The 25,424-nt window shown below is 40.9% G+C and carries 27 protein-coding genes; 11 read left to right on the top strand and 16 right to left on the bottom strand.

Features of this window, described 5'->3' with window-relative positions; all coding sequences use genetic code 11:
* Position 1: 1 nt before the first annotated feature.
* Together ACYVBM_RS02720 and ACYVBM_RS02715 are read right to left on the bottom strand one after the other, a co-directional pair.
* On the bottom strand, positions 2–2,725 hold the full coding sequence (locus ACYVBM_RS02720; protein WP_460684076.1) for a BamA/OMP85 family outer membrane protein: 2,724 nt from the start codon (positions 2,723–2,725) through the stop codon (positions 2–4).
* 197 nt (positions 2,726–2,922) lie between these two features.
* Complete coding sequence (locus tag ACYVBM_RS02715) at positions 2,923–3,675, bottom strand: isoprenyl transferase (protein ID WP_460684075.1); 753 nt, start codon at positions 3,673–3,675, stop codon at positions 2,923–2,925.
* A 79-nt stretch (positions 3,676–3,754) separates the two neighbouring features.
* Between ACYVBM_RS02715 and ACYVBM_RS02710 the strand changes: the two genes are divergently transcribed.
* Entirely contained in the window at positions 3,755–4,660 is a 906-nt protein-coding gene (locus ACYVBM_RS02710; protein WP_460684074.1) for an SDR family NAD(P)-dependent oxidoreductase, read from the top strand.
* 13 nt (positions 4,661–4,673) lie between these two features.
* The gene (locus ACYVBM_RS02705; protein WP_460684073.1) at positions 4,674–5,246 is read left to right on the top strand and encodes a M14 family zinc carboxypeptidase; all 573 of its coding nucleotides are present in this window, start codon (positions 4,674–4,676) and stop codon (positions 5,244–5,246) included.
* A gap of 67 nt (positions 5,247–5,313) precedes the next feature.
* Here the strand turns inward: ACYVBM_RS02705 and ACYVBM_RS02700 are convergent, their stop codons facing one another.
* From ACYVBM_RS02700 to dinB, 4 genes are all read right to left on the bottom strand, one after another.
* Positions 5,314–6,855: a S10 family peptidase gene (locus ACYVBM_RS02700; protein ID WP_460684072.1), complete on the bottom strand. Its 1,542-nt coding sequence runs from the start codon at positions 6,853–6,855 to the stop codon at positions 5,314–5,316.
* Between the two features lie 89 nt (positions 6,856–6,944).
* Positions 6,945–7,841, bottom strand: coding sequence for a hypothetical protein (locus ACYVBM_RS02695; RefSeq protein WP_460684071.1), 897 nt, complete (start codon positions 7,839–7,841; stop codon positions 6,945–6,947).
* 75 nt (positions 7,842–7,916) lie between these two features.
* Positions 7,917–9,110, bottom strand: a complete 1,194-nt coding sequence (kbl, locus tag ACYVBM_RS02690; protein WP_460684070.1) for a glycine C-acetyltransferase — start codon at positions 9,108–9,110, stop codon at positions 7,917–7,919.
* Positions 9,111–9,478: 368 nt separating this feature from the next.
* Entirely contained in the window at positions 9,479–10,642 is a 1,164-nt protein-coding gene (dinB, locus tag ACYVBM_RS02685; protein WP_460684069.1) for a DNA polymerase IV, read from the bottom strand.
* A 128-nt stretch (positions 10,643–10,770) separates the two neighbouring features.
* Here dinB and ACYVBM_RS02680 point away from each other — a divergent pair, with 128 nt between their 5' ends.
* Positions 10,771–11,019: a hypothetical protein gene (locus tag ACYVBM_RS02680; protein ID WP_460684068.1), complete on the top strand. Its 249-nt coding sequence runs from the start codon at positions 10,771–10,773 to the stop codon at positions 11,017–11,019.
* 253 nt (positions 11,020–11,272) lie between these two features.
* On the opposite strand, the gene ACYVBM_RS02675 is transcribed toward ACYVBM_RS02680, so the two are convergent.
* Both ACYVBM_RS02675 and ACYVBM_RS02670 read right to left on the bottom strand, forming a co-directional pair.
* The gene (locus ACYVBM_RS02675) at positions 11,273–11,899 is read right to left on the bottom strand and encodes a hypothetical protein (protein WP_460684067.1); all 627 of its coding nucleotides are present in this window, start codon (positions 11,897–11,899) and stop codon (positions 11,273–11,275) included.
* Between the two features lie 86 nt (positions 11,900–11,985).
* A complete protein-coding gene (locus ACYVBM_RS02670; protein ID WP_460684066.1) occupies positions 11,986–12,570 on the bottom strand; it encodes a hypothetical protein in 585 nt (194 codons plus the stop codon).
* Positions 12,571–12,838: 268 nt separating this feature from the next.
* Here ACYVBM_RS02670 and ACYVBM_RS02665 point away from each other — a divergent pair, with 268 nt between their 5' ends.
* The 7 genes from ACYVBM_RS02665 (at position 12,839) to ACYVBM_RS02635 (ending at position 15,329) form a co-directional block, all read left to right on the top strand.
* Positions 12,839–13,117 carry a helix-turn-helix domain-containing protein gene (locus ACYVBM_RS02665; protein WP_460684065.1) on the top strand — a complete coding sequence of 93 codons (279 nt, stop codon included), beginning with the start codon at positions 12,839–12,841 and terminating at the stop codon, positions 13,115–13,117.
* A 558-nt stretch (positions 13,118–13,675) separates the two neighbouring features.
* Positions 13,676–13,909 (top strand): helix-turn-helix transcriptional regulator, encoded by a 234-nt coding sequence (locus ACYVBM_RS02660; RefSeq protein WP_460684064.1) that lies wholly within the window; start codon positions 13,676–13,678, stop codon positions 13,907–13,909.
* A gap of 2 nt (positions 13,910–13,911) precedes the next feature.
* Positions 13,912–14,124 carry a helix-turn-helix transcriptional regulator gene (locus ACYVBM_RS02655; RefSeq protein WP_460684063.1) on the top strand — a complete coding sequence of 71 codons (213 nt, stop codon included), beginning with the start codon at positions 13,912–13,914 and terminating at the stop codon, positions 14,122–14,124.
* 138 nt (positions 14,125–14,262) lie between these two features.
* Positions 14,263–14,376, top strand: coding sequence for a hypothetical protein (locus tag ACYVBM_RS02650; protein ID WP_460684286.1), 114 nt, complete (start codon positions 14,263–14,265; stop codon positions 14,374–14,376).
* Positions 14,377–14,378: 2 nt separating this feature from the next.
* A complete protein-coding gene (locus ACYVBM_RS02645) occupies positions 14,379–14,591 on the top strand; it encodes a helix-turn-helix transcriptional regulator (protein ID WP_460684063.1) in 213 nt (70 codons plus the stop codon).
* A 36-nt stretch (positions 14,592–14,627) separates the two neighbouring features.
* Positions 14,628–14,843 carry a helix-turn-helix transcriptional regulator gene (locus tag ACYVBM_RS02640; protein ID WP_460684062.1) on the top strand — a complete coding sequence of 72 codons (216 nt, stop codon included), beginning with the start codon at positions 14,628–14,630 and terminating at the stop codon, positions 14,841–14,843.
* Between the two features lie 273 nt (positions 14,844–15,116).
* Positions 15,117–15,329 (top strand): hypothetical protein, encoded by a 213-nt coding sequence (locus ACYVBM_RS02635; protein ID WP_460684061.1) that lies wholly within the window; start codon positions 15,117–15,119, stop codon positions 15,327–15,329.
* A gap of 137 nt (positions 15,330–15,466) precedes the next feature.
* Here ACYVBM_RS02635 and ACYVBM_RS02630 read toward each other — a convergent pair whose 3' ends face one another.
* The 5 genes from ACYVBM_RS02630 to ACYVBM_RS02610 form a co-directional block, all read right to left on the bottom strand.
* Complete coding sequence (locus ACYVBM_RS02630) at positions 15,467–16,105, bottom strand: SLATT domain-containing protein (protein WP_460684060.1); 639 nt, start codon at positions 16,103–16,105, stop codon at positions 15,467–15,469.
* A 70-nt stretch (positions 16,106–16,175) separates the two neighbouring features.
* Positions 16,176–17,180 (bottom strand): hypothetical protein, encoded by a 1,005-nt coding sequence (locus tag ACYVBM_RS02625; RefSeq protein WP_460684059.1) that lies wholly within the window; start codon positions 17,178–17,180, stop codon positions 16,176–16,178.
* 447 nt (positions 17,181–17,627) lie between these two features.
* Entirely contained in the window at positions 17,628–18,725 is a 1,098-nt protein-coding gene (locus ACYVBM_RS02620; RefSeq protein ID WP_460684058.1) for a PDDEXK nuclease domain-containing protein, read from the bottom strand.
* Entirely contained in the window at positions 18,722–19,135 is a 414-nt protein-coding gene (locus tag ACYVBM_RS02615; RefSeq protein WP_460684285.1) for a GxxExxY protein, read from the bottom strand. Before ACYVBM_RS02615 ends, ACYVBM_RS02620 begins: the two co-directional genes overlap by 4 nt.
* Before the next feature lie 40 nt (positions 19,136–19,175).
* Entirely contained in the window at positions 19,176–22,214 is a 3,039-nt protein-coding gene (locus ACYVBM_RS02610; protein WP_460684057.1) for a type I restriction endonuclease subunit R, read from the bottom strand.
* 741 nt (positions 22,215–22,955) lie between these two features.
* Here ACYVBM_RS02610 and ACYVBM_RS02605 point away from each other — a divergent pair.
* Complete coding sequence (locus ACYVBM_RS02605) at positions 22,956–23,090, top strand: hypothetical protein (protein WP_460684056.1); 135 nt, start codon at positions 22,956–22,958, stop codon at positions 23,088–23,090.
* 412 nt (positions 23,091–23,502) lie between these two features.
* On the opposite strand, the gene ACYVBM_RS02600 is transcribed toward ACYVBM_RS02605, so the two are convergent.
* The 3 genes from ACYVBM_RS02600 to ACYVBM_RS02590 form a co-directional block, all read right to left on the bottom strand.
* Positions 23,503–23,994, bottom strand: a complete 492-nt coding sequence (locus tag ACYVBM_RS02600; RefSeq protein WP_460684055.1) for a DinB family protein — start codon at positions 23,992–23,994, stop codon at positions 23,503–23,505.
* Between the two features lie 30 nt (positions 23,995–24,024).
* A complete protein-coding gene (rimM, locus tag ACYVBM_RS02595) occupies positions 24,025–24,552 on the bottom strand; it encodes a ribosome maturation factor RimM (protein ID WP_460684054.1) in 528 nt (175 codons plus the stop codon).
* A gap of 74 nt (positions 24,553–24,626) precedes the next feature.
* Positions 24,627–25,325, bottom strand: a complete 699-nt coding sequence (locus ACYVBM_RS02590) for a hypothetical protein (RefSeq protein WP_460684053.1) — start codon at positions 25,323–25,325, stop codon at positions 24,627–24,629.
* Positions 25,326–25,424 lie beyond the last annotated feature (99 nt).

The raw sequence follows: 25,424 nt of genomic DNA, 5'->3' as shown, positions 1-25,424 counted from the left end.
ATTATTCCGGCTCAAATCCTAGCATAAAGGTAAACTTACCGGCGCCTTTCAGGCCGCCTCCAGGGGTTAACCTGTCTAAGCCAATACCGTAGTCAAACCCTAATAAACCAAACATCGGCAGGTAAAACCTCATACCCAAACCTACGCTGCGCCGCAACTTAAAGGGGTTATAATCTTTATAATCTTTCCATCCGTTTGCCGCTTCGAAAAATGCCAGACCAAAAATAGTACTGCTGGGGTTGGTTACCACCGGGTAGCGAAGTTCTGCCTGGTACTTGTTAAAAATAGTAAAGAAGTTGGTATAATTGCCGCTACCGGAATTGTCTGGATTAATAGTTGGGTCAGACGTATTGTAAATAGGATACCCCCTGTGCGCAATAATATCAAAGCCGGTGAGAGAGTAGGTATTGTTCAAACCGGCATCGCCCAGCTGGAAGCGCTCGAAGGGTGAATATTGCAGTTTGGAATTATATTTTCCCATAAAGCCGTATTTCGCCGCCAGCTTCATTACAAACTGCCGGTCTTTGTTCTCTCCTTTGCCCCTGCCCAATGGTACATACCAGGTAGAGTTGAAGCGCCATTTGTGGTATTCTACAAATTTATACTGGTCTGTATTAGAGCCCCAGAGTGAGTAAGGAGGAGTGGCCTGTACACTGAACATCAGGTCGCTGCCGCTTCGCGGGAAAATAGGATCAGATACAGAGTTGCGCTGTATGGCGATTTTCAGGCTGAGATTATTGGAAATACCGGTATTGAAAGGAAGGCTATAGATATAACCCATTTCCTTTACATTATAACGGGTTAAAGCTGCCGTATAGGTCATGTAGAAATAGTCATCGGGCCAGTTCAGCTGTTTCCCCAAACCTACAGAGAACCCGTTAACGGTAAGAGACTTATTCTTATCGTATTCATAAGTTCCGCGTGATGTGAACCCTGCCAGGTTATAATACTTGCTGTTATTATATGATAATATCAGTGAGTTTCTTTTTTTACCGCCTAACCAGGGTTCGGTAAATGCGAAATTGTAAGAGCGGAAGGCGCGGCCATTGGATTGTACGCGCAGGCTCAGCTTTTGACCATCGCCCACAGGTAGCGGGTCCCACGCTTCTTTCTTCCATATATTTTTTATAGAGAAGTTATTAAAGGTAACACCCAGGGTGCCTGTAAGGCCAATACCGCCGCCCCAACCGGCAGAAAGCTCCAGCTGATCCGAAGATTTTTCTTTGAGGTTCCAGTTAATATCTACTGTTCCGTCATTTTGATTAGGTACAGGCTGCGGGTTAATAGACTCCTGCTCAAAGTAGTTCAGTGCGTTTAGCTCACGAATGGTACGCATTAAAGAGGTTTGGCTATACAGGGCACCCGGGTAAGTACGCATTTCCCGGCGTATAACATGCTCTTTAGTGCGTTCGTTACCACGGATATTAATATTTTTAATACGCGCCTGCGGGCCTTCAATTACTCTTATTTCATGATCTATGGTATCGTTATATATCTTTGTTTCTACTGGTACTATCTGTATAAAAAGATACCCCTTATCCCTGTAAGCCGTTTGTATATCCTGGGCATCCTGGCTGGGTTCCAACCCCAAGGCTTTATTTAAGATGCTGGCATCGTACGTATCGCCTTTATTAATACTCAATATCTGGTTTAGTATAGTATCATTGTAAACAGAATTGCCTTTCCAGGTAGTGGTACCAAAATAATATTTATGCCCTTCTTTCACTTTAATGTCGATGTACATTTTGTTGTCCTTTACTACCTGGGTATCTGCCAGTATTTGTGCATCGCGATAACCTTTGGCATTAAAGTAATTCAACACTTTTTCCTTATCCTCTGTGTATTTTTTCTGGTTGAATTTTGAAGAAGAGAACTTAAAGCGGAAGTAAGGATCCAGCACTTCAAGCGATTTGGTAGGGGTAAGAAATCCCCAGTCTTTCAGGTACTCATTAAAACTGTAGGTTTTAATAGGGCCATATGTGCTTGTATAGTCAGAACGGTAAAGGGTCATCTTGGTCATTTCCTTAGTACCCTTCATTTGTTTTTTAAGTTTTACACTTCTTATATTGTCGTTACCAAAAAAATGGATCCCATCTATCTTAACTTTTTTGCCTTTGACTACTTTAATAGTAAGTGAGTTAGAGTTCTTAAAAACAGGGTCAGGTTTTTCTAGTAGTTCCACGCCTACATCATGAAATCCCTTCTCTTCGTAAAAAGCCTTAATGACATCTGTAATGTTACGCCGTGTATTTTCTGAGAGAATAGTAGTCTGCTTCGCAATAGCTGTTTTTTTAACCAGCTCTTCCTGCTCGGTTTTCTTTACTCCTTCAAACTTAAAATCACCCAGTCTGGGCATTTCCTTCACAGCCACTTCAATACTAACATTAGTACCAACAATATCGGTGATATATATCTGGATATCAGCTACTAATTTCTGCCTCCACAGGTTTTGAATGGCGCGGGCAAAAATATCAGACCCCGGATGGGTAAATTTTTGTCCTTTTTGCAGGCCGGCTACTGAAAGAATAATAGTGGAATCCAGATAACTGGCACCGCTAACTTTTAGATCGGCTATTGTATACTCCCGGGGTTGCCTGGGATTTTGCCACTCCTCCATTTCGGGAGAAAGGGGCTTGCCCGGAAGCGTATCCGTTTGAGCAAAAACATGGTTTACCGTTGTAAAAGCGATGATTGTAACGCAAAACCTGTAAAGAAAAAAACGCATAAAGGATTTAAATATCGGTAATCAATTTTGTTTTTGCAAAAGCAGGAAGTTAAATAGTTATCACCAAGCTACTGCACTATATTCCTATTGCGGCGGCAAATTAAAGGTAAAAATTGGAAAACTCATGTTAAAATAGAATGGTGAGCATATTGCGCTGAAAGAAATGATATAATTTATAATTGCAATTTTTTTCCATTTTAACGGGCTTCTTTGATCTGCTTGGAGGTTTTGCCAAACCTGCGTTCCCGTCCCTGATAATCTATCAATGCTTCATAAAGATTGTTTTTTCTGAACTCCGGCCATCTTACATTGGTAAAGTACAGTTCTGCATAGGCTAACTGGTAGAGTAAAAAATTACTGATTCGGTATTCCCCGCTGGTTCTTATCATTAATTCCGGATCCGGGAAATTGCTGGTACAAAGGTACTTCTGCAGCACTTCCTGGTCAATGGCTTCTACCTGTAACCGGTTGTTTTTTACCTCATTAGCAATATTTTTAACAGCGTTTAAGAGCTCCCAACGGCCGCTGTAGCTTAATGCCATAATCAGGTTAAGGCCGGTGTTGCATGCGGTAATTTCCAATGCCTCGCTCAGCTCCTGCTGTGCATAAGAGGGTAACATGCTTATATCCCCTATAATGTGCAGGCGAATATTATTTTTGTGCAGGGTCTCTATTTCCTTCCTGATAGTGGCTACCAAAAGCTCCATTAATCCAACCACCTCGTATTCGGGCCGGTCCCAGTTTTCAGTACTGAAAGCATATAACGTTAAATATTTTATGCCGATCTCCGCACAGCCTTCTACAATGTCTCTTACGCTTTCCACACCGTGGTAATGACCAAAAAGACGATCCTCTCCCTGATCCTGTGCCCAGCGACCGTTACCATCCATGATGATAGCAATGTGTCTGGGTAAATTCTCTTTATCTATTTGACTAATTAAGTGGTCCATACCGTTGAAAAGCGGCGACAAAAGTAATTAATATAAACAAAGTTTAAAATAAAAAGCAATCTTTGTAAAAAGCGCTGCTGTGAAAATATTATTTAACTTTTTTCCCATATCCATAAAAACAGCAATAATACCTGCTATTCTTTTGTCTTTTACAACTACGGCAGCACAAACCTTATCAGGAGAATTGATCTACAAAAACAGCCAGCCTTTTGCCATTGTAGCAGGAGGCAGCAAGGGAATTGGGTATGCTATTGCAGAAGCGCTTGCAAAAAGAAAATATAATTTAATATTAATAGCCAGGAATGAACAGCCACTGCAGGATGCAAAACAGAAACTGGAATCCGCATACGGCATACAGGTAGAAATACTTTCAGCTGACCTGACCAATGAATCCGTAGCAGCACAATTATCCCAATGGTGTATAGCCAATCAATTACCGCTCAAAATACTATGCAACGTAGCCGGCATGGGTGGCTCCAGCGATTTTTTAAAGCTGCCGGCTGATAGCCTGCGCTATATGATAAAAATCAACCTGGAATCGCCGGTAACCATGGTACAGGAGTTATTACCTGTTTTGGAAAAAAATAAACCGGCTTATATCCTGAATGTTTCCAGCATGGCAGCTTTTGGGCCCATACCCATTAAAAGTGTTTATGCAGCTTCAAAATCAGGGCTATTATTTTTTAGTTACGCCTTAAGATATCAACTAAAGGAAAAAGGCATTAGCGTCAGTTGCCTGGCCCCGGGACCTGTTTACACCAAGCCTGAGATTAAAAAAGAAACGAAAAAAAGGTTGGGCAAATTGGGCGACTGGATGGAAGTGCCTGTGAAGCGGGTTGGAGAAGTGGCTGTAAAGAAAACATTGAGAAAAAAAATGGTTATTGTGCCGGGAACCACTTCCCGCTTTGCATCTAATGTAATAAGGGCCTTACCCCGCAAATGGGTGGCGGGCATTTACCACCTGCTGGGCAAAGGAGATAATTGATAATAACGAGCAGATGAAAAAGTTATTCTTTTTTTTAGTATGTCCTATCTTTTCCATCATGGCATTGGCACAACTACCGGCTACAAAATTTGAGAGAACGAAGGGCATAGAAACCCCTGCCTATCCTGAGATTATAGATTGGTGGCAAAGAGCGGACGCTGCATCTTCAAAAATTAAAATGCTCACCATGGGGATGACAGATGCCGGTGAGCCTTTGCACCTGGTAGTGATATCAAATACCGGTTTGGCCGACTTTCAGAAAATAAGAAGAGAAAATAAGCTGGTGATACTGGTAAACAATGGCATCCATGCCGGTGAGCCTGACGGAATAGATGCCAGCATGCTTTTGGCAAAAGATATTGTTTCAGGCAAAATAAAACTGAACGATAAGGTAGTGTTAGCTGTCATTCCCGTTTACAATATCGGGGGATGCTTAAACCGGAGTGAAAAATATCGGGTTGACCAGAACGGGCCGCAGGCGTTTGGTTTCAGGGGCAATGCCCAAAACCTCGACCTGAACAGGCTGAACTGGAGGCCAAACGCAGGCAGGATACAGCCTTTGCAAAAAGCGCTGATGCCCAGTTGAATTCTGTTTTTAAAAACTCTCCCTGGATAGAACCCGATTACCTGACTTATCCGGTTTACCGGGTAAACTAATACTTAGCCGGCATTCCGGCTTTTGGAATAGCATTACTGATAAACTCGCGAAGATGCCCGGTGCTTACTTTTAGATCATCTCTTCTCAGGTACATCATATGCCCGCTTCTGTAGCCTTCCCAGCTAATGCGGTTTTTCAATTTACCTGAGGGGTCCATCTGCCATAAATTATACTTCGCGTTAAAATAATCGCAGGCCCCGTCATAGTAACCGGATTGTACCAGTAAATGCAGGTAAGGATTGATGGCCATTGCCTGGCGCAGGTTTTCACCCGTTCTGTTATTTTTGTCGTCCCAGGGCCATACATTCCCAAACATATTATACGGATAATCTGTCTTATAATTCAATTCGTTTTTAATGTACATATTAATGGGCGGCGTGAAAGCATGCAGCCATGCCGTAAGCTCTGCATTGAAATCCGGGCTAAGACCGGCATCTTTTTTATCAATGCCTTTGTATCTTGAGTCCAGGCGGCCGATGGTAAAACCTTCATCCCTTAATAATTCCTTCCAGAATAAATTAGTGCTGACAGCAAGATTGTTTTGCAAAATAATCTTTTCAGTTATTCCCGAATAGCGTGCCATTTTAGCGGCAATGGCCTGCCTGGTGGCATCATCTAAAAGGCTGCCTTTGTTAATGGCAGGAATAAGCTCATTCATAGTAAAATTTTCCACTTCGGGCAACATAGCTGTTAGATCTTTTTGCTGCAGGTCTGCCGGTTGTTTTTTATGATACCAGGCGGTTGCTGCATAATAAGGCAGCAGTAAGGCTGCTTCTGTAGCGGTACCCCGCTCAATGCCCAGATCAGTTGGAGATACCAGTATCACACCGTTCAGGTACATCCAGTGCGATTGTTGCAGCTCTAATGCAAGGCCCGAAACACGTGTGGTTCCATAGCTTTCGCCTATTAAAAATTTAGGCGAAGCCCAGCGGTTATAACGGTTTACAAAGCTGTTGATCCATTCTGCCAGGTATTTTATATCTGCGTTCACTCCAAAAAACTTTTCTTTAGGCGCATTGCCAACAATTCTGGAGTAGCCGGTATTTACAGGGTCAACATATACAATGTCTGTTGCATCTAAAATGGAATAAGGGTTTTCTTTATAGCCATAAGGCTGCACAGGATATCCTTCATCATCAATATTCAGCAATACAGGGCCCGTATAGCCAATATGCATCCATGCAGATGCAGAGCCGGGGCCGCCATTAAAAGAAATGGTAAGCGGGCGGGTACTTTTATCCTTAATATCTGTTCTTTCATAGTATGTAAAAAACAACCCGGCAATGGCTTTTCCATTTTCATCCCAAACCGGCAGCGTGCCGGTCACCGCTTTATAAGGAACCTGTTTGCCGTTAATGGTTACGGTATGGTTGGTAACAATTACTGCATCCGGATTGAAGCTGAGATCACTGGAGCCGGTCTTTTTTTCAGTACTGTTTTCCGGTTTGCCCGGATGCTCTGTTGGTTTTGGAGATTGCGCATTAACACCTGTAATAATGATCAATGCGGCACAGCTGCAAATAATATTTTTAAGCATAAATATTTTTTACAAATAAGGAATATTTCAAACCTAATCATTTTAAGAATGACTACCAAGCATTTACAGATGGACGGCAATAAAACATATTACAGTTTGTTGAGGAAGTAGTATAAACCCTGCAAATGATCAACATGGTCCGGGGCTGAATTGCCCGCAAAACCAAGTATTTTACAATTTCCTTTTGATGCTTCGCTGATCTGCTGCATACCACCAGGGCCCCATTTTAAAACAGGAGCTGTTTTCATCTGCAGCTCTTTTAGTAAATATTCAGCGGCTTCTGTAGTGCTTACAAATGTGCCGGGGAAAATTTCGGAATGCGTGAACAAAAATTTTTTCCCGTGTAGTTGATCTGCGCTTTCTTTAGCAAAATGTATAAATGGCATTAACCCGGCTGAATCGATACTACCACCATCAGCTAACACTTTTCTTTCAGGTATGTAGCTGGTGTGCAAGCCATCCAGTAGCAATACCGCATTTACCTTGCTGAAATATTCCGGCCGGGAAAGGATGCTGCGTATAGCGCCATAGCCTGCGCTGAAACCACTTAAAATAATGTTGCCTTTACGAAGTGTAGCGCCAGGTTTTGCAGCAACAGTATTCCATATTGCGCCTTCAAGCAGCGCGAATGCTGAGTCATTTTTAAAAACATCGGAATAGACGCCCGAACCGGAACCCAGGTTAACGGTTACCGCAATCAGATTACCTTTATACTTTTCTGCAGCAAATGCAACAATATTGCCGCTTCCGTGAAAATGGATCAGTAGATCGGCCTTTTTTGTTTTCTTTATTTTCCGCGATAAATAAATGACCACCGGCTTAGGCAACACAATATCCAAAGTAATAACAGTTCCATGCTTAGTGTCGAAAGCAATACGCTCGTGCCTGCGAACTATTTCTTTCATAGGCGATGGATATTGAGCCATTTGGGGCGCCGTTTGCGCAACAGACGACAAAGTTGCTGTAGTACAAACAACAAACAGCATATATTTGAAATATGTAACCATTGCATTATAAAAGAAGGTTGATGATATCTGTTAACTTGCCAACCAGTTAACTTATCAACTAACCTTCAGCACCCCCAGCTCTCTACCTACTTTAGTGAAAGCCGCGATTGCTTTATCCAGATGCTCCTGCTCATGGGCAGCGCTCAATTGTACGCGGATACGCGCCTGCCCTTTGGGTACTACCGGGAAGAAGAACCCGATAACATAAACCCCCTCATCTAACAGTTTAGCCGCGAAATTGGCCGCCAATACAGCATCGTACAACATAATGGGAACGATCGGGTGGTCGCCGGGTTTAATGTCGAACCCGGCAGCAGTCATTTTTTCGCGGAAATATTTAGTGTTGTATTCTAATTTATCACGCAAATGTGTAGACGCCGAAAGCATATCCAGCACAGCAATAGAAGCGCCTACAATGGATGGAGCCACTGTATTGCTGAACAAATAAGGGCGCGATTTCTGGCGCAGCATATCGATGATCTCTTTACGCCCGGATGTGAACCCGCCTGATGCGCCACCCAGCGCTTTGCCAAGGGTACCTGTAATAATATCTATTTTTCCCATCACTCCCCGGTACTCGTGGGTACCACGACCCGTTTTCCCTAAGAAGCCCGAAGAGTGGCATTCATCTATCATAATTGCTGCATCATATTTTTCAGCCAGCGCCACTATTTTATCTAACTGTGCTATAGTACCGTCCATACTGAAAGAACCATCGGTTACGATAATCCGGTTACGGCACCCCCCCGCTTCCTCAAGTTTTGCCTTCAGGTCTTCCATATTATTATGCTCATACCTGAAGCGCTGTGCTTTACAAAGCCTCACGCCATCGATAATGCTGGCATGGTTTAATGCGTCTGAAATAATGGCATCCTGGTCGCTAAACAGTGGTTCAAATACACCGCCATTGGCATCAAAAGCTGCCGCATAAAGTATGGTATCTTCTGTGCCCAAAAATTCAGATATCTTTCTTTCAAGTTCTTTATGAATGTCCTGTGTACCGCAAATAAAGCGCACGCTGCTCATGCCATAACCATGCGTGTCAATAGCTTCATGCGCTGCTTTTATTACATCCGGGTGAGACGATAAACCCAAATAGTTATTGGCGCAAAAGTTTAAAACGGTTTTACCATTTACTTCTATTTCAGCTCCCTGCGGACTGTTAATGATACGTTCGGATTTATATAATCCGGAAGCTTTTATTTCTTCCACTTCGCTGGCGATACGTTGCGTAAACTTTTCGTTCATAATCTTATAAATTTTGATGGTGTTGGGAGTGTATACAAAATAAATTCATTTTTGGCATACGATGCAGGTTGTTTTTCGGGCAAACGGTTGCACAAGCTTTAAGGAAAACATGAGGAGGCCTGTGAGGTCTGTTTGCCGCGGAATAAAGATCTCATAGGCCTTGCCCCTTTAAACAAAATCCCTGAAGTTTTGCCTGCTGATTAAATTGATACCTGCCTTATAAGTGTCTTTGAAAGTATGATAGGCTTTTAATTTCGCATTGGGGTTCGATTATAATTGGGGATTACGATCCCTGAAAATGATAATATTTTGGGATTATGATCCTTAAAAATCATAATAACTGGGGAACAGACAAGAAATGAAGGATGCTATTCAGCTTTTTTCCTGCTCACCACGGCTTTGGTAACAGTTTTGTCTCCGAAACGGTTTTTAATATCATCTACGGCTTTGTAGAGATTCAGCCTTGTATCCTGGCTATTGAATAGATTCATCTGCATACCGCTGTTTGTCAGCTGGCTGAAACGTACGCCGATTAATCTTACCGGCCGGCCCTGCTGGTAAAATTTATCAAAAATTTCTTTCGCCTTTTCAATCAGTTCATCGTCTAAAGACGTATAAGGAATAGTTTCCTGCTTGCTTGTGGTTTCAAAATCAGCATATCTTATTTTTACGGTAAGGCAACCTGTAAGTTTTTCATCCTGTCTCAGGCCGTAAGCATTTTGTTCGGCAAGTTTCACCAGTTGGGCATGCAAAAAATCAACATTGGTTTGATTTTCGTGAAAGGTAGTTTCGTGGCTCATACTTTTCTGGTTCCATTCCGTTTCCAGTTCCGCGCTGCCTATCCCGTTTGCTTTGCGCCACAGGTCGCGCCCCCATTTGCCTAACCTTGTTTCCAGTATCTCAACAGGAGTATTGGCAATATCCTTTATGGTATGCAAGCCTATCGCCCGCAGGCGCGGTTCCGTTTGTTTGCCGATACCATTTATTTTTTCTATACCTAATGGCCATAGAAAATCTTTTTCTTTACCATGTGGTATTGCTAAAAATCCGTTGGGTTTGGCTTCGTTAGTGGCCATTTTGCTGATGAATTTGGCAGATGATAAACCACAGGAAATAGGAAGACCGGTTTCTTTTATAATAAGCTCCCGTAGCTGGCGGGTATAGCTGCTTACGTCAAAATAACGGTCCATCCCTGTAAGGTCGCAGTAAAACTCATCAATAGAAGCTTTCTGAAACAGCGGCACTTTTGAAGCAATGAGATCAGTAACTTTTTTGGAGTAATAACGGTATTCGTGATAATTCCCCTTTAATATAATGGCTTGCGGGCAAAGCTTGATGGCTGTTTTCATGGGCATAGCGGAGTGAACGCCAAATTTTCTGGCTTCGTAGCTGCAGGTGGAAACAACCCCGCGGTTCACCGAACCGCCAACAATCACCGGTTTACCCTTTAGCTCCGGCCTTAGCAGCAACTCTACCGAAACGAAAAAAGAATCGAGATCGAAATGGGCGATATAGGATAGAGGCTGGCTCACACTTCAAAAGTAAAATTTTTATTTCGCTGCTGCGCTTTAAAAAAAATGCGGGTATCCCGGCAATTAAAAATTCAGAGGTGACATATGCACCCGCTTGTTGATCTGCCAAAACAATGAAAACTAAAGCTATGGCAATACTTTTACTGGCGTTCAGTGGCAATATACTGTTTGCGCAGGAGCTCAGGAGTTTGAACCAGCATGCTTCCGGGAGCAACCCCGCAACACCACATACGCGCATGGGCCCGCTTATCAGCTTGTCTGCAGCTGCCAGCAATTCCCAAAGCGACCTGCCCGGCAATGGTAAAAGCATACAAGCTGATGCCTTTGTTCCATTTTACCAAAAAACTGGGGCAATGATGCCTTTGCGCTTGGCGTGAAGCAGGCGAATACAAATTACGGGTAACCGTTTTCGAACCCAACGCAAAAATCATCGATCAAAAAGGCATGACTGGAAGAAAGCCTGCAAAATAGAACAAGAAAATACCGGTGGGAAAATGTATAATCATATCTATGTAAAACTTTTGGCGAAATGAAATAACAGTTGGCCCGCACCTGTACCTTGTAAAACAAAAGCAGACCCGGTAATTTTTGCCGGGTCTGCTGCAAAGATGGCTTTTCCCCTGATCGTATTTAATGTTCCGGGGTTTGGGGGGTAGCAATGGCTGTGTTTACCGCAGGCTGCCAGCCTTGTTGCGGGGTCAGCATTAGCCGTATTTCAAGAGGCTGCATTGGCACTTTTCCCTTTTTCGATTCTGGCTTTACTATGGGCTGCAGGCTTACTTCGAGATAGCTGGTCATTTCCGGGTCGTTTGTATAAAACGCTTCAGCCTGTGGCCAGTATTCATTCTCCACGGGCGGCGGCAATAAATGGGTAATATTGTTACGATCGTATAGCAACATCCCGTTTTTATGAACCCAGTTAAAAAACAGGTTGCCTTTGTTTAGTTGCTGCAGCATAAAGGCCATAGGATGAATGGTCATGTTCACCTGTCCAAAATGCGCCGTAAGCTCCTGTACTTCGGCTATCTTTTCGTGGCTGATTGGTACTGCATCGGGCGTAATGATCAGCAGGTTGCAGGTAAACTGCCGCTCTTCGTTAAGTTGCTTTTTACTGAAAGCGGTACGTTTAATTGTGCTTACGGTTTGGCAACCAAAACAGTAAATGATCTGTGCGTGCAGCTGGTTTGTAATAAGTTTTTTAATACAATGCACGGCATTTTGCTCTTTGCCTTTTAAATGGCTAATGTAGTTTTTCATGTGTTTTATTATTGAGTGAAAAAATAGGCATTCATTTTCTATATCCGGAAATTGCATAAAAGGCGCTCCCCAGCATATAAATTTTTCTACATGTTTTTTTCGGGGTATACAAATTGGCACAGCAGGTATGCGGCATACACCAGTTTACGCATATGGTCTATAAATGGAAGCAGCGTTTCAGGCTCCAGCTCATCCTTTACACTGCTGCGCGACAGGGCGTTTTCTGTCCATACCAGTAACTGTCGCTTCCATTCCGGTAAGGGTGCATGGCGGAAAAAAGATTTAATGACCCGTAGCGGGTGGCGAAACTCACGGGCTGTAAGTGGCATTGGCAGCATTTTTACCAGCAGCTTTTTAGGAACAGGGTTTTTCCTGCTTTTGAATGTTTTTTTGAGACAACCTTCTTTAACCAGGTAGCAGCATTCTGTTAGCAGCTCCAGCCTGCTAAAGTAATACAGGCAGTTTCCCGGGCTGCCTTGCTGCCAGGTGTAGGCTTCATTCATTGCTGCCGAGCAAATAAGGTTCAGCTCTTCCAGTAGTTGCTGCACGGGAGTGTATTCAAAAATATACCGTAATTTTAAAAGCGGGTTTGTTTTTGCCGGGTCTTCGCCAGTGTCCATAGCCAGCCGGTTGAGAAAATGCCGGGCAGCCGGTGTGTTGCATTGATGCATGACCAGTTATTTTATTTGTATAAGTTTCTCTTTTTCTGTAAAAAGATGCCGCGTGTAGGCGGCAGGGTATTAGCGATCGCCTGTGACAAAAGGATTAGATGACGATATGATTAACAATCACAGGTGTTAGTGGTATTTTAACAAACAGAAGTATAGAAAACCAGTACTAAAGTATAGATAGTATTTTAATATTCCAAATAAATCATGTGTTTTTTTTATATTTTAGTATCTTTAAATAGTATTATTGTATAGAAAACGCTAATAATCAATGACTAAACTTGGTTTGTACCTGGCACAAAAATCGGTGAACAAATCTGAGGTAGCCCGCAGAACCGGTCTTTCAAAAGCGCGTATGAACGAGCTTACGCTGAACGACCGCAGCCACTTAAGGGTAGAAGAGCTGTACCTGATAGCTCTGGCTATAGATGTAAACCCCGGCGATCTGTTAGAATATGTTTGTGCTGAGCTGGCATTAAGGCACCAACTGCCTATGGCTGCAGAAGATGAAACACCTTACGGAATTCAAAGAACGAAGAAACAGAAATAAGAGCGGGCACACCTATAAGGTTTTCAAAATCTTATAGATCTTAGCCTGGTCCGGCGCGGTAGCGGTTGCCGGTTGGTGCATCTCTTATAGCTATACATACGAGTAGCCCTTGTTGTTTTTTAAAAGTGTTTACAGGTGTAGTAACGGCGTGCATAGCGATGGTTTTTAGCAATTGGAAAATTAAAATACCCGACCACCCAGCGCATAAAAGAAGCGTGGGTTAGTCCTTACCGTCTCCGAGGGCTACGACACCCTGAACCAGAATAAGAACGCCCACGCAACAACGTGAGCGATTTACCTTATTTCCCGGTTCATTTCGAAGGTCGTAGTTTCGGAGAACGAGAATAAAGCAAACACGCTATAATAAAGTATGTGCTTGCAAATGTAAAGTATCGTTTATGAAGAATCCCAAAGAATCATTTCAAGTTTATTTTAGTTGAGCAAATATATGAAAAGTTTACTTAAAGTTAATTAATTAATTTTAAATATTCCAAATTTTTCTTTTTACCTATTATTGCTATTTTTTCCGTTAGTTGCTTGGGATAAATAATTCGCTTATTGAAAAAAGCTCTCATGACTGCACGAAAAAGGCGTTTCAACCGAATAAAGATTGTCCTTATTGAAAAAGAAAAAACAAATATCTGGCTTTCAGAACAGGTAGGTGTTAGTAAAGCTGCTGTTTCTAAATGGTGTACCAATGATAATCAGCCTACGGTTGAAACCTTGTTTAAGATTGCGGAAGTGCTGGGGGTGGAGGTTTGTGAGTTGTTGGTGACGGGGAAGAAAAGTTAATTATGGCGGAAAAACGAATACTCAACCGGATCAAAAGTGTACTGGCTGATAAGGATAAAACTAATTTGTGGCTTGCTGAACAATTAGGAAAAAATAAAAGCACTATCTCAAAATGGTGCACTAATGATCAGCAGCCTACACTGGAAACCCTATTTGATATTGCTGCAATTTTGAAAGTCGATGTACGTGAGCTATTAGTAAGTACGAAAAAGTAAGTGCCTGTTTTTTGTTAGTATTGTAATTACCGCTCATGGCTGCACAAAAGAAACGTTTTAACCGGATAAAGATAGTGCTGTTAGAAAATGAAAAGACCAATATATGGCTTGCCGAAGCATTAGGCGTAAGCAGAACGACTGTCTAAATGGTGTACCAATGATAACCAGCTTGCGGTTGAAACCTTGTTTAAGATTGCAGAAGTGCTGGGGGTGGAAGTTTGTGAGTTGTTGGTGGCGGGGAAGAAAAGTTAATTATGGCGGAAAAACGAATACTCAACCGAATCAAAAGTGTGTTGGCCGATAAGGACAAAACGAACCTGTGGCTTGCTGAACAGTTGGGGAAAAATAAAAGTACCATCTCAAAATGGTGCACTAATGATCAGCAGCCTACACTGGAAACCTTGTTTGATATTGCTGCAATATTGAAAGTCGATGTACGTGAGCTATTAGTAAGTACGAAAAAGTAAGTGCCTGCTTTTTTGTTAGTATTGTAATTACCGATCATGGCTGCACAAAAGAAACGTTTTAACCGAATAAAGATTGTCCTTATTGAAAAGGAAAAAACAAATCTTTGGCTTGCAGAACAGATAAGAGTTACTACCACAGCAGTATCTAAATGGTGTACTAATAGAAATCAACCTACGGTTGAAACCTTGTTTAAGATTGCGGAAGTGCTGGGAGTGGAGGTTTGTGAGTTGCTGGTGACGGGGAAGAAATGATAGGCTATACCGGATTGCTTTGACTATTGATTTGAAATATTAAGTATTTTTGAGACTAAGCACATTTCAATAGAGCTAACTTCAGCAGGAAAGCATGAATATGCAGACTATTGCGCGCCGAATACTGAAGTTACTCCACCTGTATACAGCACTCACTTTATCCCAAACAATGAAAGAGGATTTTGGACCGTTTTAATTAATGCAATACAAGATCAGATAGCAGAATATTCTTTTGGTGATAGGGTTGGTACATTTAAGGCAATATGTAAAGTTGTGCATACACCGACTAAATGGAATTTTTGGCATTTTTCGATTCGTTGGCATATCACTGATAAAAACGCCTTTTTAAATGATATTGACGATTTAAAAGAACAAAAGAAAATTATTAAACGCCTCAAAAGTGAAGCACGAGCATTGATTGCTAAGTTTGCCTCAATAGAAAAACCAACCTATAACCAGTTAGACAAAAATTGCTTCTCAGTTTAAGTATATTGATTAACAAAAAATTGCATTTGCAGAAATCTTTCTGTACATAACCTGTCTAAAATGGCAACCAATATATCCGAATTAGAAGTAAACCATGAGCATTGAGCGGTCTGGATTAATGAAAAATGCGGTCTTGGTTATTTTACCATTAGATATATTAATATTGGCGGAACTATAATCAGAAAGTGATACAGAAATATTGAGCTAAAATAATACCGAAGGTTTATAAATAGGACATCAACCTTACTTAATTTGAAATAATCATTTTTAGTTGTCTGAAATTTCAGAAAATCAATAAAATGATGATTTTCATATTTTTTCAAAACTATTGAGTACTCTTCAGAAAGTTGCTCAGATAATTTATTTACTTCTTCCGCGGTTTTAGAACTGGTCTTTAGAGATCTGAGTTTGTTATATAAATCACCAATTTCTAATGCACAATCATGGTGTTTTTCGGCTCTCAGTCTATAATCATTCGCACCTTCAAGTTGACTAAAAACCAAAATTAATATTGACAGACCTGTTGAGATAAAGGCCAATTGATCGGGTGTTATAACAACTTTAGTCTCAATCTTAAAAACGCTAAGCAAGCCAACTATTATCAAATATCCCGACAAAAAACCTATCGAATAAGAAGATAATCTGTTCATTTTCTTTAATCGGTGGCTCGCCACAAATCTGGCACCTTTTGTTGTCCAGAATTTGTAATTTAGCTCTACACTAAAATCCTTATCTAAGTAAAGTTGTCCTGATGTAGTTTTGATATCATCTTCCATACCCTTAATAAAACATTTAAGTAAAATATATTAGTTGTTAACAAAGATATTCAGCCTTGGGATTTATATACTACATAATTAATTCATCAATTTTCGATAAAAGAAATCTATCAATCAAATGTTCACCTTCCCTGCTTTTTAGCTTTAATAAGTGTTTGATATCATTATCATCTAGCACTATAATATAGGCATCTTTATCATTCAGAACATCTTTACATCGTTTAATCATCAAAGGCCGATCATCAATCGAACGGCATAGAAGCATGCCAAAATTCCCTCTCTTATTACCCAACCGCCCTAAGAGTTGATCAATTTCCGGATTTCCAACTTCCTGCCCATAATTTTTACACTCAATAAATATTTTAGGACATTTTATATGATGAAATTGATTTAAAATATGAAAAAAGCCTTTTGTATCATTGTTATCAAATACAATATCAATTCGTTTTCTTCCTTCATTAATTTTTACTTCACTTTTAGGGTGGGAAAGTCTGCTCCCCAGAATTTTGGTTAAACACTCCAAAGAAAACTTATGAAAAGCATCAGAATCTTCCCTACCGGGATTAATATTACTTAAAAAGCGTTCTTTATTGCCATAGAAAGAAGCTGGCTCCATAATGGAATTAGCGTCTTCAGAATAGTAAGTGTTTTCATCAACCTCCTGGATAACGCTATTTTTAGGCTCTGCTAACTTTGCAGATGCTTTGTCATCTAATTCTACATAATGTTTACCAAGCTTGAATGGCCTTTCTTTAAAATCAATAAGCCAAGCTAATAACTCAATGTTTCTTGGATCTGTATTGGTTACTTTTCTATTTAGATAATTTACTAAAGGCCTGAAACGGTCAACATCACAACGATTTATGGCCCTTACACAGGAATACTGCCCATCCGTTGAGCCAAAAAAATCTCTTAATATTCTTTCGTCATCCTGTTTATACCGTGATTGGCATATCTGTAAACACTCGTTCTTTATCCTGGCAGGCGTTGGGTTTACTAATGCGAGCGACAATTTATTTGCAGACCTTAGTTTTTCATACTCAGTTAGAACCAGATGAACGTAATCAATAAACATTTCTTAAAAAAATAATTGTGATATCCTGAATTTATTAAACTCATGCGGAATCGCAAAAAAATTATCGTTCTTGATCTTTTTTTTCGTAACGCCCAAACGCGCGCCAGCCTTCCGGCCTGTGCGGCGTTGTTACTTAGCTTAACCCATTTTACAGATATGATAATTACAGAAGGACTTTAGGTAGCAGCCCAATTACGGGTATACACCGGCCGGGAGGCCGGCGCAAAAAGGGTACTATTTCGGGGGACAGTAAGACCAGGGAGACAGAACATGCTATGTATGGGGCCGATGGCCCCTTTGGGTTAGTGATAGCTGATGCGTATTCCGCCGCACAAGTTGAGTGACACAACGAAGCCGCCACAAGCACTACAGCCTGGCTCATAAAAACCTTCGCCGGAGAGATCCTTCCACTTGCCCTCCTTCGCAAACTCAGGAAAACGCAATTTTTTATTCTTGTTCATTTGCTCCCTCCGTCGCGTTTATTTCGTTCAATACTAAGGTTTGCAGTTCCTCTTTAGGTAATAACAATTGGTATTCCGCCACGCCAATGGGTTTATTAATGTCCTGCAGGGCAATTTCCACATCCAAATGGTCTTTATCGGCGCAGAGGATAATGCCAATGGACGAGTTCTCATTTTCTCCTTTTTCTAATTTATCCAACAAAGAAAGATAGAGGTTCATTTTTCCTACATATTCAGCTTTGAAGCTGCCAATCTTTAATTCAATAGCCACCAACGACTGTAAACCCCTGTGGAAGAAAAGCATATCTACAAAGTATTCTTTGCCGTTATATTCCAACCGGTATTGATTGCCGATAAATGAAAAACCTTTGCCTAATTCCAGTACAAAGGATTTAATTTTTTCTACCAATCGTTTTTCTAACTCCGACTCTTTTACTTTTTCGGTAATTCCTAAAAAGCCGAGATTATAAGCATCTTTAAACACTTCAGTTGCGTAATCTGAATGGATACTGAGAAGCGTTTCGCTAAAATTGTGGGATTTGATTTGTTTGTGCGCCTGGGCGTAACTGTCCATTTTTATGGCGTTGAGTAGCCAATCTCTGCTCCAGCCTTTTTCAATGGTTTGGAGTGCATACCATAGGCGGGCATTTTTATCCTTTACTTTCTCCATCAGTAAAATATTGTGTCCCCAGGGTATTTTTGCAACCACCTGTTGCAAATTTGCCACGGTCTGCGGCAAATTTATATTTACCTCTTTATCAGTGCTTTGTAATTTTGCAACAGGTTGTTGCAAAATTGACGTTTCGGAATATTCTTGTGCAAAACGCAACATATAACCCAGGTTACGCTCCGAAAAACCTTTAAGGTCCGTAAACTCGTTTTTTAAATCTACAGCCAGGCGTGGAATTACTTTTGCTGACCAGCCTTCCTGCTGTTGGCGTTCGGCTATCATTTTGCCTGTTTGCCAATACAACAATATCATTTGGGTGTTTACAGCAAGTACAGCATTCAAACGAGCTTTTTGTATAACGGTTTTTATGTCGCCTAATAATGATTGGTATTTTACTGTTTCTATATCGCTCATTTGTCTGAACCTTGATTTGAAGGATTATTTTGATTACTTGATTTTTTGTTGTTATGAACCCGCTTAAACTGCAAGCTCTTTGATCCAAAGTTTATCAACAGTCCGATTTCTAAATTATAAGCTTCCACATAGTTCATCGCCTGTGCCAAATGCACATCTTCCAAATTGATGATGGCTTTAATTTCAACCATTATTTTATCTTCTACATAAAAGTCTACCCGTCTTGTGCCTACATTATAACCTTTGTATTGCAAAGGCATTTCGTGCTCTCTGCTGAAAGTTATGTTTTGCAACTGCATTTCTATTGCCAACGCCCGCTGGTACACTACTTCCTGAAATCCATTTCCAAGATGTTTATGTACTTCCATTGCTGCACCGATAATTTTATGTGTTAGTGCTTGTTCTATCATAATCAAGCAATCCTATCATCTTTTTAATCACGGTTTAAGACTATTCATAAGCCGCTAACCCACTTATCTTTCTGCCCTGGGCTAATTTTTTTAATTGGGGGACCAGGTCTTCCATCAATGCCAGTTCCTTTATCCTGCGTTCTTTCCAGCTCAATTCCAAAGGTTCTAGCAGGTCAGTAAGCTTTTCACCGTCAAAAATCATCCGGCTCATTATTTTTTCTACAAAGGCTTTCAGGGCTGCCGTTTGCAATCCGTTTTTATGGGCAATGGCAGCCAGCTCTTTATTGTATTTGTCGTCTTTAAAAGCGTTGAACATTGCTTTTAGTTCATCTGCACTATACCCTCTTGTCCAATCCAGCCCATTAATGAACTCCGTTAAATCTTCCTGCTCATCCATCAGGTTCGCATCGGAACTAATTAAACGGATCACCTGCGCTTTCGTCATTTGCTGCTTCGCCGGCTTCTTTTGCGTATTGTCGGCTATCAGGTTCATAATATAATCATAATCGATTATGGCGGAAGCAAAAAGCACAAATTCAAAATCCAGCTGCTGCACTTCCGGCGGTGCCTGTTCGCCTTCCTGCTGCTGTATTTGCTGGAGCTGCTTCGCCGTTTCCAGGTAAGAGCTTCTAAAGGAACGCAGCATTACCTCGGGCAATATGGCTTCTATTTTAGCCTGCTGTACTTCATCCAGATCCGTATATTGATCCAGCTGGGTTTTTAAGCGCTGTACTTCTTTAAAGCGTTTGATAAAGTTAATGCGGGCAGCATCGCCTCTCAGGTTATAAACAGCTTCCGGCTCACAAAGCAAATGACTATCCTGCATAAATAAGTCCAATGCTTCCACCGCTTTTTCAAATTTTTTAATTACCACGGGCGCCGGATCCACCATCCAAAGTTCACGGGCCTTACCGGGATCTTCGCCGGAGAACAGGGTAATGGCTTCATCCACCGCATCTTTTTGATGGCGGAAATCCAGTATGTTACCATAAGGCTTGGTATCATTCAGCACCCGGTTGGTACGGGAAAAAGCCTGTATTAACCCATGATGCTTCAGGTTTTTATCTACATATAGCGTATTCAGGTATTTGGAATCAAAACCGGTAAGCAACATGTCCACCACAATTAAAATATCAATCTTGTTTTTATGCGGATAGTCGGTATTACTGTATTTATGATCTTTAATGCGTTTTTGCACGTCCTGGTAATATAAATCAAATTCATTGATGGAGTGGTTGGTGCCATACTGCTTGTTGTAATCAGCAATAATGCTCTTTAACGCTTCTTTTTTCTCATCCGGGTTTTGTTTATTGTCCTCCTTTTCCTGTTCCAGGTCTTCCTGCAACTGCTTTATATCCGCAGCATTTTTGCCATCCTTATCTAATGCCTGAACAGGTGGCGAGAACACACAGGCGATATGGAGTGGAGTGTATTCCTTGTTTTCCAGCTGCTTCTTTTTTTGAACCTCCTTAAAGAGTTTATAATATTCAATGGCATTATTGATAGAGGCAGTTGCCAATATAGCATTGAATTTGCGGAAATTGGTGGCGGCATTGTGTTTGTCAATAATGGCTTCAACCACGGCCTGCTGCGTAATACCCGCCTGCCGGACGGGCAGGGCCTCACCGGGTTTTGCATTCACTTTACCTTCTACCTTAAAATAATCAACATGAAAACGCAATACATTCCTGTCATCTATTGCATGCGTAATGGTATATGCGTGTAACAGTTTTTCAAAAACATCTTGAGTGGTTTTATAAAAACCGGATTCGCCATCCCTTTGCGTATAAATAGCATTATCATCAAAGATCGGCGTACCGGTAAAGCCAAAAAGCTGTGCGTTAGGGAAAAATTCCTTAATAGCATCATGGTTATCACCAAACTGGGAACGATGACATTCGTCAAAAACGAAAACGATCCGGCTATCCTTCAAAGGTTCTAACCGCTCCTTATAGGTTTCTTTGCCTTCTTTTTCTTTTTTCTTATTGCGTTTACTGTTTTCATCTAATGCCAAACCCAGTTTTTGAATGGTGGTAACAATTACTTTGTCGGCATAGTCGGTAGATAGTAAGCGCCTTACCAATGTTTCTGTATTGGTATTTTCTTCCACACTGCCCTCCTGGAACCGGTTAAACTCTTCACGGGTTTGCCGGTCGAGGTCTTTACGATCCACTACAAATAAACATTTTTCAATATCCGGGTTGTCTTTTAAAAGTGTAGAGGCCTTGAATGAAGTTAATGTTTTACCACTTCCCGTAGTATGCCAGATATAGCCATTGCCCCGGTTTTGATGAATGCAGTCTACAATAGCTTTCACTGCATAAATCTGATAGGGGCGCATTACCAGCAGCCTTTGCTCGCTTTCTACCAGTACCATATACTTGCTGATCATTTCGCCCAACGTACATTTGGATAAAAATTTATCAGCAAAAGAATCCAGGTGAGAGATTTTGTTGTTTTTCTCATCTGCTAATTTGTACACCGGCAAAAATTGCTCATCTGCATTGAAACTGAAATGCTGGTTTTTATTATTAGCGAAATAGTAGGTATTGGTTTGATTACTTACAATAAACAACTGCATAAAGCAGAGGAGTGAATTGGTATAACCGTTACCCGGGTCATTTTTGTAGCTCACAATCTGCTGCATTGCTTTACGCGGGCTTATGTCCAGGCCCTTCACTTCTATTTGCACAACAGGAATACCATTAATCAAAATAATTACGTCGTAGCGGTGGCTGCTGTTTTCTGTATTAATGCGCAACTGGTTGATCACCTCAAACTCATTCTTACACCAGTCCTTAATATTTACCAGCGTATAATACAGGGGGGTGCCGTCCTCCCTTTGAAAATAATTACGTTCCCGTAATAATTTGGAAGCGGCAAAAACATCCTGATTTATAATTTCATCCCGTAAGCGGGCAAATTCAGCATTTGTAAGCCGAACCCTATTGAGTGCCTCAAATTTTTCTCTAAAATTAACTTCCAGGGCATTACGATCCCGGATGTCTCCACGATAGATGTATTTTAAATCTGTTAGCTTTTTAATTAAACCTTCCTCTATTTGTTGCTCTTTTACCATAGAAAAACTGTTACAAAAAACTCTCAGGCAATTATAATCAATAATTCGATAAGGGTAAAATGCCAGGAATTGATACATTAAAAGTAAATAAATTAATAAAGAATAGCGAATAGTATTTAGAGTATATGTTCAGCGCATTTATGGTATTAAGCAGCTAGATAATAACTATTTGCAGAAGTGCAAGTATTTTATCACAATTAAACTAAATACTCGCTATTTTATTGTTTGTGCTTTGTCATACGATTTGCCCTGTAACAATTTATTTTAGAGTAGTTACTAAAAAAATGAGACAGGAATGAACTCCGTAGCGATGTACCTTATCCAGCAGGAATTAGCCTTTCTTTTGGGTGTGCCGCTCTTCTAATGAAGGTTGCAGCAAATATTTATGGTATAATCTGTTCTATTTCTGCTTTACATAACAATAAAGACAAGGATCTCACGAATTAAAATTGCCCGGGGGTGCATAAAGTATAAAATTTAAAGCAACCACGAACTTCATAAATAGTAGTGTTTGAGATCATCTTGATAAACCAACCCTTATTGAGGTACTTCCAGCACGCAATGAAAGGCAGTTAGTATAATCACTGAGCTGGGTAAAGATAAACAGAGCAACCTTTCTTAGGCAGGGCCTGCAACAGAGCCATGTACCGGGCATACCTGTCGCTATCAGTACTGTGCCGGGCTGTTTATTATCCGCCATAACTCATTATTTTACCTAGTTTTGGCAGCTAATATTGCGCTATGAAGAAAATAATTATAGGCCGCCAGAATGAGATAGCGACCCTGAACCGGCTGCTGCAGTCGAGAGAACCGGAGCTGCTGGCCATTTACGGGCGTCGGCGTATAGGAAAAACTTACCTGATCCATATCTGTTAATAGACCGGGCAGACCAGTGTATCAATATTTGTGAAATAAAGTTTTCACAATCGGGCTTTACAATAGACAAACGCTATGCAGCAAAACTGTCCAATAAACTAGAGGTATTCCGGGACAATACCCGAACCAGGAAAACCCTGTTCCTGACACTGATCACCACCTACGGCGTTAAGAAGAATGCTTACTATACCAACCTGGTGCAAAGTGAGCTGATGATCGATGACCTGTTCCAATAAGGCGCAACATAAATGACAACTCCCGTCGAACTGTTGATGAAGCCTTAGTCGATGGATATGAGCAGGTACAAACCATATGTGGGCGGCTATTTCAATAAAATGCACACCGCTTATTATAAAATCCTTAATCTTTACCGGTATAGGTATATGGCGATTCTATTAAGAAGTAAAACGCTTTACACCGGCCGGCTATCTTTTTTTGAAGCGGAGAGTAAGAAATTTTTAATCATTACGATCTGGCCCAGGTGGTAATGCACATGCTCCACCTGCCCCTGGAAATTTTTGTAGGCGCTGGAGTGGTTAGCTAATATGGGGCTGAACAGGTTTCCCTCATCATAACCTTCAATTACAGTTGCCAGCTCATGTGCCGAAACAAGGTTGTCTTTTTTCAGCTTTTCCCATTCGGTTTCGCTGGTAATAGGAGGTACATTCATTCCGTTTTCCTTATTGATAACAGGCTGGGTACCTGTGCCTCGCTGAGCTACAGCCCTGTTCCAATAGCTGATATGGTGCACCAGCATGGCAATGCTGTTAGGTGAAAAAGGAGTAATGATTATGGCCTGTTGCCAGCTGATATTTTTTATTGTATGGCTCAGGTTTACTTCCGTCCAGTTATTGCCACTATGTACATCCATCAGGTGCTGGGCTATATATTCTTTAAGATTCATAGCTAAAAGGGTGGGGTGTTATATAAGTTATCAGGTTAAATAAATGTCCAGCAACCCGTCAGGCAGCTCCACAAAAAGTTTTTTATTTTTTGCATCTGCTTTTTTTAAAGTTTCTTCATGCAGGGGAATAAAAACCTCTTTCTGTTCAATATGTAGCCTGCATAAAACCTGGTGGGGCTGTTCTATGATTTCTTCTATTGTGCCCAGTTCTTTGTCTCCTTCAATAATTGTATATCCTAATAAGCTGATAGGTGCCGAACCGGATGCATATTTTTTAAAATCTGCCTGGGCTAGCCATACTTCTTTCTGATGAAGGGTTTTTGCCTGTTCAACGGTGTCAATACTTTCCAGCTTCAGGTAGGTTTCGGTGTCGCTTTTGATCTTTGATTCCTCGGGAAACCATGGTAAAAAGCTGCCGCTTTTATCTTTTAAAAAAATGGCCTTAAGACCCTTAAAAGCTGTTTTTTTGCCCAGGGCATGCTTTAGTACCACCTCACCTTTAAGACCGTGAGTGCCAGCTATTTTTCCGATGCTTATGTATTCCTTCATGGTGTTCATCAGCCGAAATTAATAATAATGAGGCACACCTTGATGAAGATTTAAGAAATATTGGGTCTATAGAAATTTATAAACTATTCTACCTGAACTACGAATGCTTTTTTATCGTTTAAGGAGCTTATATCAAAACCGATCCAGTAAGGGTCCTTTTGCGAAAGTTTCGGCAAATCGTTGTACACGTCCTCGTTTACATCTGCTGTATTAAACTTAAACGACAGGTATCTGTTGTGGTGGAAATTTTCATTATTGACGCAGCTCATTAACTGACTTCCTGATATGCCAATGTAAAAAGCTCCCCTGGCATTTAGCCTGATACCGATTTTAAATTTATATTGAGTTTCGTTACAACCGAAATGCTGAATGATTCCGGTATTATAATTCCAGTATACATTATACCTGGGGTCATAATAACCTGATGAAGTAGCTAACTGTAATTGTTGCGGATTGACAAACTCGCAAAATCCCCCACCAGGAACTAATGTTTGTTTAGTAAGAACTTTAAAAATAAACGGAACATTATATCCAACAGTATCAACCAGGATTTTTGTGTGATCTTTTACATTGGAGAGCATTTTATGGGGCAGGCTGGCATCTATCCAAATTGTATCGCCAATGGCATATTTTTTCTTAACCGGATCAATCTCCAGCAGCATTTCAAATATTTGAGGTTCTTCAGATTTGGCAGGCAGTAGTTCCTTGTCTTTACCACATTGAAAGTTTAACGATATAAATGAAAAGAAGATTATTGCATAAATAGTTATAGGGTATTTCATATTTGAATGATAGACGCAAAAGCAGACCTATTGGCAACAGGCAGGCATAAAAAAAGAGGCTGTTTCTGGTTTGAGACGGCCTCTTTTAATTTTTTGTTC

Source organism: Niabella aquatica, assembly GCF_054779315.1.
Note: the sequence above shows the minus strand (reverse complement) of the source record. Positions and strands in the feature narration are given on the sequence as shown.

Excerpts from the sequence above, each read along its gene's own strand:
- ACYVBM_RS02695 (WP_460684071.1), bottom strand. The coding sequence starts at position 7,841 with ATGCTGTTTGTTGTTTGTACTACAGCAACTTTGTCGTCTGTTGCGCAA.
- ACYVBM_RS02665 (WP_460684065.1), top strand. The coding sequence starts at position 12,839 with ATGACTAAACTTGGTTTGTACCTGGCACAAAAATCGGTGAACAAATCT.
- ACYVBM_RS02675 (WP_460684067.1), bottom strand. The coding sequence starts at position 11,899 with ATGAAAAACTACATTAGCCATTTAAAAGGCAAAGAGCAAAATGCCGTG.
- ACYVBM_RS02680 (WP_460684068.1), top strand. The coding sequence starts at position 10,771 with ATGGCAATACTTTTACTGGCGTTCAGTGGCAATATACTGTTTGCGCAG.
- ACYVBM_RS02605 (WP_460684056.1), top strand. The coding sequence starts at position 22,956 with ATGAAGAAAATAATTATAGGCCGCCAGAATGAGATAGCGACCCTGAAC.
- rimM (WP_460684054.1), bottom strand. The coding sequence starts at position 24,552 with ATGAACACCATGAAGGAATACATAAGCATCGGAAAAATAGCTGGCACT.
- ACYVBM_RS02715 (WP_460684075.1), bottom strand. The coding sequence starts at position 3,675 with ATGGACCACTTAATTAGTCAAATAGATAAAGAGAATTTACCCAGACAC.
- ACYVBM_RS02610 (WP_460684057.1), bottom strand. The coding sequence starts at position 22,214 with ATGGTAAAAGAGCAACAAATAGAGGAAGGTTTAATTAAAAAGCTAACA.
- ACYVBM_RS02645 (WP_460684063.1), top strand. The coding sequence starts at position 14,379 with ATGGCGGAAAAACGAATACTCAACCGAATCAAAAGTGTGTTGGCCGAT.
- ACYVBM_RS02700 (WP_460684072.1), bottom strand. The coding sequence starts at position 6,855 with ATGCTTAAAAATATTATTTGCAGCTGTGCCGCATTGATCATTATTACA.
- ACYVBM_RS02620 (WP_460684058.1), bottom strand. The coding sequence starts at position 18,725 with ATGAGCGATATAGAAACAGTAAAATACCAATCATTATTAGGCGACATA.
- ACYVBM_RS02625 (WP_460684059.1), bottom strand. The coding sequence starts at position 17,180 with ATGTTTATTGATTACGTTCATCTGGTTCTAACTGAGTATGAAAAACTA.
- ACYVBM_RS02630 (WP_460684060.1), bottom strand. The coding sequence starts at position 16,105 with ATGGAAGATGATATCAAAACTACATCAGGACAACTTTACTTAGATAAG.
- ACYVBM_RS02600 (WP_460684055.1), bottom strand. The coding sequence starts at position 23,994 with ATGAATCTTAAAGAATATATAGCCCAGCACCTGATGGATGTACATAGT.
- ACYVBM_RS02720 (WP_460684076.1), bottom strand. The coding sequence starts at position 2,725 with ATGCGTTTTTTTCTTTACAGGTTTTGCGTTACAATCATCGCTTTTACA.
- ACYVBM_RS02590 (WP_460684053.1), bottom strand. The coding sequence starts at position 25,325 with ATGAAATACCCTATAACTATTTATGCAATAATCTTCTTTTCATTTATA.
- ACYVBM_RS02705 (WP_460684073.1), top strand. The coding sequence starts at position 4,674 with ATGAAAAAGTTATTCTTTTTTTTAGTATGTCCTATCTTTTCCATCATG.
- ACYVBM_RS02615 (WP_460684285.1), bottom strand. The coding sequence starts at position 19,135 with ATGATAGAACAAGCACTAACACATAAAATTATCGGTGCAGCAATGGAA.
- kbl (WP_460684070.1), bottom strand. The coding sequence starts at position 9,110 with ATGAACGAAAAGTTTACGCAACGTATCGCCAGCGAAGTGGAAGAAATA.
- ACYVBM_RS02670 (WP_460684066.1), bottom strand. The coding sequence starts at position 12,570 with ATGCATCAATGCAACACACCGGCTGCCCGGCATTTTCTCAACCGGCTG.
- ACYVBM_RS02655 (WP_460684063.1), top strand. The coding sequence starts at position 13,912 with ATGGCGGAAAAACGAATACTCAACCGGATCAAAAGTGTACTGGCTGAT.
- ACYVBM_RS02640 (WP_460684062.1), top strand. The coding sequence starts at position 14,628 with ATGGCTGCACAAAAGAAACGTTTTAACCGAATAAAGATTGTCCTTATT.